The organism is Bradyrhizobium sp. (assembly GCF_019242285.1).
GTDB lineage: Bacteria > Pseudomonadota > Alphaproteobacteria > Rhizobiales > Xanthobacteraceae > Bradyrhizobium.
The window spans coordinates 1-7,151 of sequence record NZ_JAFAVV010000653.1 but is presented as its reverse complement, the minus strand read 5'-3'; the positions used below and the strand labels follow the sequence as shown (position 1 = coordinate 7,151).

8 protein-coding genes and 1 pseudogene are annotated in these 7,151 nt (G+C 66.3%); 3 read left to right on the top strand and 6 right to left on the bottom strand.

Annotated features, from left to right (window positions below):
* A partial coding sequence (gene ettA / locus JOY90_RS26380) for an energy-dependent translational throttle protein EttA (RefSeq protein WP_291694037.1) occupies window positions 1–1,224 on the bottom strand: 1,224 nt, incomplete at its 3' end.
* 259 nt (window positions 1,225–1,483) lie between these two features.
* On the opposite strand from ettA, the gene JOY90_RS26375 reads away from it, so the two are divergent.
* Together JOY90_RS26375 and JOY90_RS26370 are read left to right on the top strand one after the other, a co-directional pair.
* Window positions 1,484–1,687, top strand: a complete 204-nt coding sequence (locus tag JOY90_RS26375; RefSeq protein ID WP_291694036.1) for a hypothetical protein — start codon at window positions 1,484–1,486, stop codon at window positions 1,685–1,687.
* Window positions 1,688–1,818: 131 nt separating this feature from the next.
* Window positions 1,819–2,778: a D-2-hydroxyacid dehydrogenase family protein gene (locus tag JOY90_RS26370; protein WP_291694035.1), complete on the top strand. Its 960-nt coding sequence runs from the start codon at window positions 1,819–1,821 to the stop codon at window positions 2,776–2,778.
* Window positions 2,779–2,990: 212 nt separating this feature from the next.
* Here the strand turns inward: JOY90_RS26370 and JOY90_RS26365 are convergent, their stop codons facing one another.
* Complete coding sequence (locus JOY90_RS26365) at window positions 2,991–4,193, bottom strand: L,D-transpeptidase (RefSeq protein ID WP_291694034.1); 1,203 nt, start codon at window positions 4,191–4,193, stop codon at window positions 2,991–2,993.
* Window positions 4,194–4,260: 67 nt separating this feature from the next.
* Window positions 4,261–4,488, bottom strand: coding sequence for a hypothetical protein (locus tag JOY90_RS26360; protein ID WP_291694033.1), 228 nt, complete (start codon window positions 4,486–4,488; stop codon window positions 4,261–4,263).
* A gap of 65 nt (window positions 4,489–4,553) precedes the next feature.
* Here JOY90_RS26360 and JOY90_RS26355 point away from each other — a divergent pair, with 65 nt between their 5' ends.
* Window positions 4,554–5,372, top strand: a complete 819-nt coding sequence (locus JOY90_RS26355; protein WP_291694032.1) for a hypothetical protein — start codon at window positions 4,554–4,556, stop codon at window positions 5,370–5,372.
* 9 nt (window positions 5,373–5,381) lie between these two features.
* On the opposite strand, the gene sseA is transcribed toward JOY90_RS26355, so the two are convergent.
* From sseA to JOY90_RS26340, 3 genes and pseudogenes are all read right to left on the bottom strand, one after another.
* On the bottom strand, window positions 5,382–6,242 hold the full coding sequence (sseA, locus tag JOY90_RS26350) for a 3-mercaptopyruvate sulfurtransferase (RefSeq protein WP_291694031.1): 861 nt from the start codon (window positions 6,240–6,242) through the stop codon (window positions 5,382–5,384).
* 31 nt (window positions 6,243–6,273) lie between these two features.
* Complete coding sequence (locus JOY90_RS26345) at window positions 6,274–6,687, bottom strand: rhodanese-like domain-containing protein (protein WP_291694030.1); 414 nt, start codon at window positions 6,685–6,687, stop codon at window positions 6,274–6,276.
* Window positions 6,688–6,814: 127 nt separating this feature from the next.
* Window positions 6,815–7,151, bottom strand: a pseudogene (locus JOY90_RS26340) (VWA domain-containing protein); the annotation flags it as partial.

Here is a 7,151-nt window from a genome sequence, read left to right as displayed (position 1 = left end):
CTCGTTGCCGCCGGAAATCTCCTCCCACACCGTCTTGCTGCCGTCGAGGCTGTCGCGCGACTGGTCGACGTAGCCGAGATGCACGGACTCGCCGACGGTGATGCTGCCATCATCCGGCTTTTCCTGTCCGGTGATCATCCGGAACAGGGTGGTCTTGCCGGCGCCGTTCGGGCCGATCACGCCGACGATGCCGCCCGGCGGCAGCTTGAAGGTGAGATCGTCGATCAGCATCTTCTCGCCGAAGCTCTTGCTCAGGTCCTCGAAGTCGATGACGTTGGCGCCGAGCCGCTCGGCGACGGGAATGACAATCTGCGCGGTCTGGGCCTGCTTGTCGCTCGCCTGCTTCAGCAGTTCCTCGTAACGCTGGTAGCGCGCCTTGGACTTGGCCTGGCGCGCGCGCGGCGAGGCGGCAACCCATTCCTGCTCGCGCGCGAGCGTGCGCTGGCGCGCGGCCTCTTCGCGGCCCTCCTGCTCGAGCCGCTTCTGCTTCTGCACCAGCCAGGAGGAATAGTTGCCCTCATAGGGAATGCCGCGGCCGCGATCGAGCTCGAGGATCCAGCCCGTGACGTTGTCGAGGAAGTAGCGGTCGTGGGTGACGATCAGGATCGCGCCGGGATAGTTGCGCAAATGGCCTTCGAGCCAGGACACCGACTCGGCGTCGAGATGGTTGGTCGGCTCGTCCAGCAGCAGCAGCTCGGGCTGGTCGAGCAGCAGCCGGCACAGCGCAACGCGGCGCCGCTCGCCACCGGAGAGTTTGGTCACATCGGTGTCGTCGGGCGGGCAGCGCAACGCGTCCATCGCCTGGTCGACCTTGCTGTCGAGATCCCAGAGACCTTGAGCCTCGATCTCGTCCTGCAATTTCGTCATTTCGTCGGCGGTTTCGTCCGAATAGTTCACCGCCAGCTCGTTGTAACGGTCGAGGATCGCCTTCTGCTTCGCGACGCCCTGCATCACGTTCTCGCGAACGGAAAGCTTGGAATCGAGCTGCGGTTCCTGCTCCAGATAGCCGACCCGGGCCCCTTCGGCGACCCAGCCTTCGCCGGTATATTCCTTGTCGATCCCGGCCATGATCCTGAGCAGCGTCGATTTGCCGGCGCCGTTGACGCCGAGCACGCCGATCTTGGCATCGGGATAGAACGACAGATGGATGTTATCGAGCACCTTGCGGTTGCCCGGATAGGTCTTGGACAGACCCTGCATGAAATAGACGAACTGACGCGCCATCGCGTTTCCCCGGGAAACCCTGGATTTGCGGAAATTTGCCGCGGCTGATGTAGCCGCGCCGCCGCCAAAGGGCAACCGGCTGTGGCGATCGGGACATCGTTTTCGCTCCGTTCACCACGGACGAATACGGGATGGACACCTTGTGTGCATCCGGTCGCGCCAATTGAAACCAACTTTTAAATAATCACGCGAGAAACTTGCTCCCGACGACGAAAAATCGTTGGGCGGCGCAAAGCCGCGAAAACAGGGAGCCCGCGTGATGGCAACCTCGGTCAGCAACCTCTCCTCCCAGCGTCCCGGACGGTCAACCTCCGGCGGCTTCAAGTCGTTCTGGCGCGATTTCTTCAACCGGGCGTTCAACCCCTACCGGCCGGAACTACATTACATGCGCGGTCCGGGCCCGGCCTGGCGCGCCAAGTATGGGGACCAGGCTGCCTTCCGCCTGAGGTCCGGCGAACTCTGAGCCGGCCACGATGCCGCATTCCCGCGGCTTTTGATGCCGCTGGTCCTTGCGCGCGCAACGATTGCGCGCAACCATGGCGCAGCCTCTGAACGACGCCCGTCGTCGTCCCCTCGCCATGAATGGATCAAGCCATGACGCGCCCGCGCTGTGCAATTCTCGACGACTATTACGACATCGCCCTCTCGTCCGCGGACTGGTCCAAAATCGCCGACCGTGCCGACGTCACGGTTTTCAACCATCCGTTTGTCTCGGAGCAGGCCGCAGCCAGCGCGCTGAAGGATTTCGAGATCGTCTGCGCGATGCGCGAGCGTACCGCGTTTCCCCGCACGCTGCTGGCGGCCCTGCCGAAGCTGAAGCTCCTGATCACCTCCGGCATGCGCAATGCCGCGATCGACACCGAGGCGGTGAAGGATCACGATGTCGTGCTGTGCGGCACCCAATATGGCCGTGATCCGACCGCACCGCTGACCATCGGCCTGATGCTGGAGCTGACCCGCAAAATCGGCCAGGAAAATGCGCGCATGCATGCCGGCGAGCCGTGGCAGGCGCTCGGCGGCATCGAGATCGAGAGCAAGACGCTCGGCGTGATCGGGCTCGGCAAGCTCGGCAGCAAGGTCGCCAACATCGCGCAGGCGCTCGGCATGAACGTGGTTGCCTGGAGCCCGAACCTGACACCGGAGCGGTGCAAGGAGGTCGGCGTCGGCTATGCCTCCAAGGAGGAATTGTTCGCAACCGCCGACATCGTCACCATCCACGTCGTGCTGAGCCCGCGGTCGCGGGGACTGGTCGGTGCCGACGAGCTCGCGCGGATGAAGCCGACCGCCTATCTCGTCAATACCGCGCGCGGACCGATCGTCGACGAGCAGGCGCTGCTGGAAGCGCTGCGGCAGAAGAAGATCGCCGGCGCCGGCCTCGACGTGTTCTCGGTCGAGCCGTTGCCGGTCGACCATCCCTTCCGCAAGCTCGACAATGTCGTGCTCACGCCGCATCTCGGCTACGCCACTGCCGAAGGCTTCCGCGACCATTACAGCCAGATGGTCCAATGCATCGACGCCTGGTTCAAGGGCGAGACGCCGCGCAGGATCGCCTGATCATTCTCAGGCCGCGGAACGCCGATCGGCCTGCTGGCGCAAACTGTCGGCGCGGAAACCAGATGCCGGCCGACGGCGCCGGTTGCGCCTGCGACGAAGATGCGCATGTCCTGACCTCCTCTCGCTGCCCTCGGCGGGAGGTAGTCGGCACAAACGTGATTTCAAGCGCATGAAAATGGCGGCCACCGGATGGCAGCCGCCATGATCCCAACCTAGCGGATCGTCACCGGCGCGGGCAGCGGCGGCGGCACGCCCTGCGCCGGAGGGGCTGCCATCTGCATCTGCGCCGGAGCGGGCCCCGAAGGACCGGCGGCCGGCGCAGGAGGCATCGGCGCCGCCGATGCGGTCGTCACGCCTGGCGACGGGCCGCCCGGCATCACCACCACCCGGGTGCCGACCTTGACGCGGTCGAACAGGTCGCTGACATCGTCATTGAGCATGCCGATGCAGCCTGAGGAGACGAACTTGCCGATCGTCGACGGCTGGTTGGTGCCGTGAATGCGATAGACGGTGCTGCCGAGATACATGGCGCGCGCACCGAGCGGATTGCCGGGGCCGCCGGCCATGAAGCGGGGAAGATAGGGCTGGCGTTCGATCATCTCGGTCGGCGGGAACCAGTCCGGCCACTCGGTCTTCTTCGTGATCTTCTGCACGCCGGTCCAAGTGAACCCTTCGCGACCGACACGGACGCCATAGCGGATCGCACGGCCGCCGCCGAGCACATAATAGAGGTACGTGTTCGGCGTATCGACGACGATGGTTCCAGCCGGTTCCTTGGTGACGAACGGGACTTCCTGCCGACGGAGGTTGGGCGAAAGCTGCGCCGGCGCCGCATCGGGCTGTTCCTCCGGCGGCAGCGCGGCGACCGTCATGGGCGGTCGACCATCCGCGCCAGCCGGCGGGACCGAACCGGTCACACCCGCCGCGGCGTTCATGCCTCCCGGCGGACGCGAAACGGCGGGATCGCCGCTCGCATAGGGTTGCGGGGCGCCACCCGGGCGATCGGCATAGATCACCGACGGAGATGCCGGGCGGCCATAGCGCGGATCGTCCGGCGACATGACCGGACCGGTGGGCGCAGCCGAATAGGCCGACGGAACGCCGCGGGCGTAGCGAGGATCGTCGGGCGACAGGATCGGTCCGGGACCTGGCGGCGGCACGACGGCAGCCGCCTCATCCGGATCCTGATCGTCCAGCGCGTCAAAATCCTGCGGTGCGCCCGCAGCGTTCCGCCGATAATCCGCCGAATAGCCGCCGGACGATGGTGGATAGACGGACGAATCGTAGGGCACTCGTCCGGACGGATAGACCGAGCCGGGCGGCGGCGGATAGGCCTGCTGGGCCTGCACATGAGACATGGCTGCCGCGCCCGCCGTCACGACAACACACGTCGCCAGAATTCGGTTGATCATCATCGCCCTTGCATCATCCCCAAGCCGGCACCGGATCGTTAACGGCAGATGGCCGAAGATCGCGGCGCATTCAAGACAAATCCGGCTGATCGAAGCCGGATTCCGTATTTTGTGGTGTTCCTTCAATCCGTTGCACGGAAGCCTCATGCGTGAAGAAACGGACTTTGGTGCGCAACCACCACGCTGCACGGCTCAGTTTTAACAAATAGGCAAGAAAGCTTGCAGTATCCTTAATCGACCCCGATTCGCGGCACCGGTGATTTCCGGTGCGTCCCGCGGACGCGGCTGGTTTTGTCATCACCGCGTTCCCGGTAGCTCGATGTGCCCCCGCAATCTTTCGTTTGCGGGGAGGAATGCCCTTACATGCTCCCCGGCTTTCGTTTTCTGTTCGCCGCGATCGCGTTCTCTGTGTCGGTGCTGGTGTTCGGGCTCGGCGCCGCCGCGCTCCTGCGGGCCGCCCACGAAAAGTTCGCCCACAACCCGTCCTGGCAGACGACCCCCGAAATCAGGTTTGCGCAAAAGAACGATCCTTCCGACGCGGTGCTGGCGATGCTGCGCATCGAGCCGCCGCCATCCGAGCCGGAGGCCGTGAACAACCCGGCGGGCACGCCTGAGCTCGAGACGTCCGCGGAAGCGACGCCGCGCGAGGCCGCCAAGGACAAGGCGGAGGAAACGACCATGCCCGCGGTCGTCGACGCCGCTGCTGTCATCACCAAGCCCGCCGAGCCGCCCGCGGCGGCGCCAGCCATCACGGCTTCGACCACGGTGACTTCAACGCAGCCGACAGATCCGGCGGCAACCAACAATCCCACGTCCGACCAAGCGGCGCCTGCACCAGCCAGCCCGCCCGAACCTTCCCCACGCCCCACGCCGACCCCGGTCGCCGAGTCGGCTGACATCGCCGCGCCGACGCCCACTCCCGCAGCGGCCAGGATCGCGACGCTCGGCCGCCCGCCGGTAGCGATGCAGCCACAAGCGCCGGCAAGACCGGCGCCGATCCTAGCCGAAAGTGACACCGCGAACCGGCGGCTGCGAGCCGAGCGCGCCAAGGAACGCCGCCGGCTGGCACAAGCGGAGCGCGCCCGGCTGGCGCAGCAGGCAGCCACACAAGCCGGTCCGTTCGGGCAGCTCCCGTTCACCCAGACAGCGTTCACCCCCCTGGCGGCCGCGCGGACACCCTGAACACCCACCTCAAGCCGGTCCGGTCGCCACCGGCGGGCCGCCCGACATTCCCCATTCCGACCAGGACCCGTCGTAGAGCGCCGGGTTCTCGACGCCGAGCCGGTAGAGCGCGAGCGTCAGCACCGCGGCCGATACACCGGAGCCGCAGCTCGTCACGATCGGCGCGCCGAGCTTGACGCCGGCTGTCGCGAACGCCGCGCGCAGCTCAGCTGGCGGCTTCATCGTGCCGGTCGCCGCGTCGATCAACTGGCCATAGGGCAGATTGCGGCTGCCGGGGATGTGGCCGCCGCGCAAGCCCGGCCGCGGCTCCGCGGCGCGGCCCTCGAAGCGATCGGCTGCGCGCGCATCGATCACCTGCGCGGCCTGGCTGTCGAGATTGGCGATCATCTGCTGCAGGCTGCGGACGCGACCCTCGTCGAACGTCGCCTTGAAGGTCGCGGGCCGAGGCCGCGGCGCCTCGCCGCTCTCGACCGGCCGCCCCTCGGCACGCCACTTCTTCAGGCCGCCGTCGAGCACGCGGATATCGCGGTGGCCATAGGACAGGAACATCCACCAGGCGCGCGGGGCAGCGACCCAGCCGCCGGAATCATAGACCACGACCGTGTCGCCGTTGCCGATGCCGAGCCCGCCGACATCGCGGCCGAACTGATCGGCGCTCGGGAACATGTGCGGCAGCGGGTTGGTGTGATCGGAGACGGCGTCGACGTCGAAGAACACGGCACCGGGGATATGCGCGGCGAGATAGTCGTCCTTCGGCAGCGGCAGCACGCCCGGCAGCTTGAACGAGGCGTCGACGACCTTGACGTTGGCGTCGTTGAGATGTGCGGCGAGCCATTCGGTGGACACGAGGGGATCTGCGGGAGTGGTCATGCTTGCGTCCTTGTGGTCAGCGGCTCGCGCCTCAACCCTTCTTCTTCGGCTCCCACTGCTCGACCGGGCCGCCGGCGTCGCGCCAGGCGGCAAAGCCGCCGCCGATATGGGCAACCGGCTTCAGCCCCATGTCCTGCGCGGTCTTTGCGGCCAGCGCCGAGCGCAGGCCGCCCGCGCAATGGAAGATGAACTTCTTGTCCTGCTGGAAGACCGGCTTGGCATAGGGGCTCTGCGGATCGATCCAGAATTCCAGCATGCCGCGGGTGCAGGAGAACGCGCCGGGGATGCGTCCTTCGCGCTCGATCTCTCTGATATCGCGGATGTCGACGATGACGACGTCGCCGGACTTCGCCGCCTCGATCGCCTGCGCGGCGCTCAGGGTCTCGATCTCGGCATTGGCCTCGTCGACCAGCGCCTTGATGCCGCGATGGATGGTCTGGGGCATCTCTTCCTCCTTGTTCTGTCATTCCGGGGCGCGCGGAAGGTGCAAACCCGGAATCTCGATCAGCAAGACAACTTCGAGATTCCGGATCAGCCGCTGCGCGGCTGTCCGGAATGACCTCGGGCGGCGGCTACCGCACCAATTCCTTCATCGCATTCTCCAGGCCCTCGATCGTGATCGGATACATGCGCTCGGAGAGGATGCGGCGGATGATGGTGGTGGACTCGGAATAATCCCAGTGCTTCTGCGCCACCGGGTTGAGCCAGACCGTGTGCGGATAGGTGCGCACCACGCGGTCGAGCCAGACCGAGCCCGCTTCCTCGTTGACATGCTCGACCGAGCCACCGGGGACCATGATCTCGTAAGGCGACATCGAGGCATCGCCGACGAACACGACCTTGTAGTCGTGCGGGTATTTGTGCAGCACCTCCCAGGTGGGCGTGCGGTCGGTGAAGCGGCGGCGGTTC

Bases quoted from the DNA above. Each gene is read 5' to 3' on its own strand.
- JOY90_RS26345 (WP_291694030.1), bottom strand. From the start codon at position 6,687: ATGCCCCAGACCATCCATCGCGGCATCAAGGCGCTGGTCGACGAGGCC.
- JOY90_RS26360 (WP_291694033.1), bottom strand. From the start codon at position 4,488: ATGACAAAACCAGCCGCGTCCGCGGGACGCACCGGAAATCACCGGTGC.
- JOY90_RS26355 (WP_291694032.1), top strand. From the start codon at position 4,554: ATGCTCCCCGGCTTTCGTTTTCTGTTCGCCGCGATCGCGTTCTCTGTG.
- sseA (WP_291694031.1), bottom strand. From the start codon at position 6,242: ATGACCACTCCCGCAGATCCCCTCGTGTCCACCGAATGGCTCGCCGCA.
- JOY90_RS26365 (WP_291694034.1), bottom strand. From the start codon at position 4,193: ATGATGATCAACCGAATTCTGGCGACGTGTGTTGTCGTGACGGCGGGC.
- JOY90_RS26370 (WP_291694035.1), top strand. From the start codon at position 1,819: ATGACGCGCCCGCGCTGTGCAATTCTCGACGACTATTACGACATCGCC.
- JOY90_RS26375 (WP_291694036.1), top strand. From the start codon at position 1,484: ATGGCAACCTCGGTCAGCAACCTCTCCTCCCAGCGTCCCGGACGGTCA.